The sequence below is a fragment of the Pseudoalteromonas sp. MER144-MNA-CIBAN-0113 genome (assembly GCF_040308965.1).
GTDB classification, from domain to species: domain Bacteria; phylum Pseudomonadota; class Gammaproteobacteria; order Enterobacterales; family Alteromonadaceae; genus Pseudoalteromonas; species Pseudoalteromonas tetraodonis.
Map to the genome: position 1 here is coordinate 1 of NZ_JBEOOG010000459.1, position 255 is coordinate 255.

Annotated in this window: 1 protein-coding gene; it reads left to right on the top strand. The window is 40.8% G+C overall.

From position 1 onward, the window contains the following. Positions 1–255 (top strand): sulfatase-like hydrolase/transferase (locus AAEY57_RS20490; RefSeq protein WP_350608722.1); only part of this gene is annotated, 255 nt, incomplete at both ends.

A 255-nucleotide genomic window follows, 5' to 3' on the forward strand; every position in this document is an offset into this window, starting at 1 on the left:
GCTGTATACCAATATGGAATTTAAAAATATAGATGCAACACCCACTCTCATTACGCCTAACAACACCAGCGTAACAGTTATGGTTGTTGGCGAAACCGCACGAGCAGAAAACTTTTCTTATCAAGGTTATAAGCGCAACACCAACCCTTATACACAAAAGTATAATGTGACGTATTTTAATAATGTGGCGTCTTGTGGCACCGCTACTGCTGTGTCTGTGCCGTGTATGTTTTCACTGCAAACACGAGATAACTT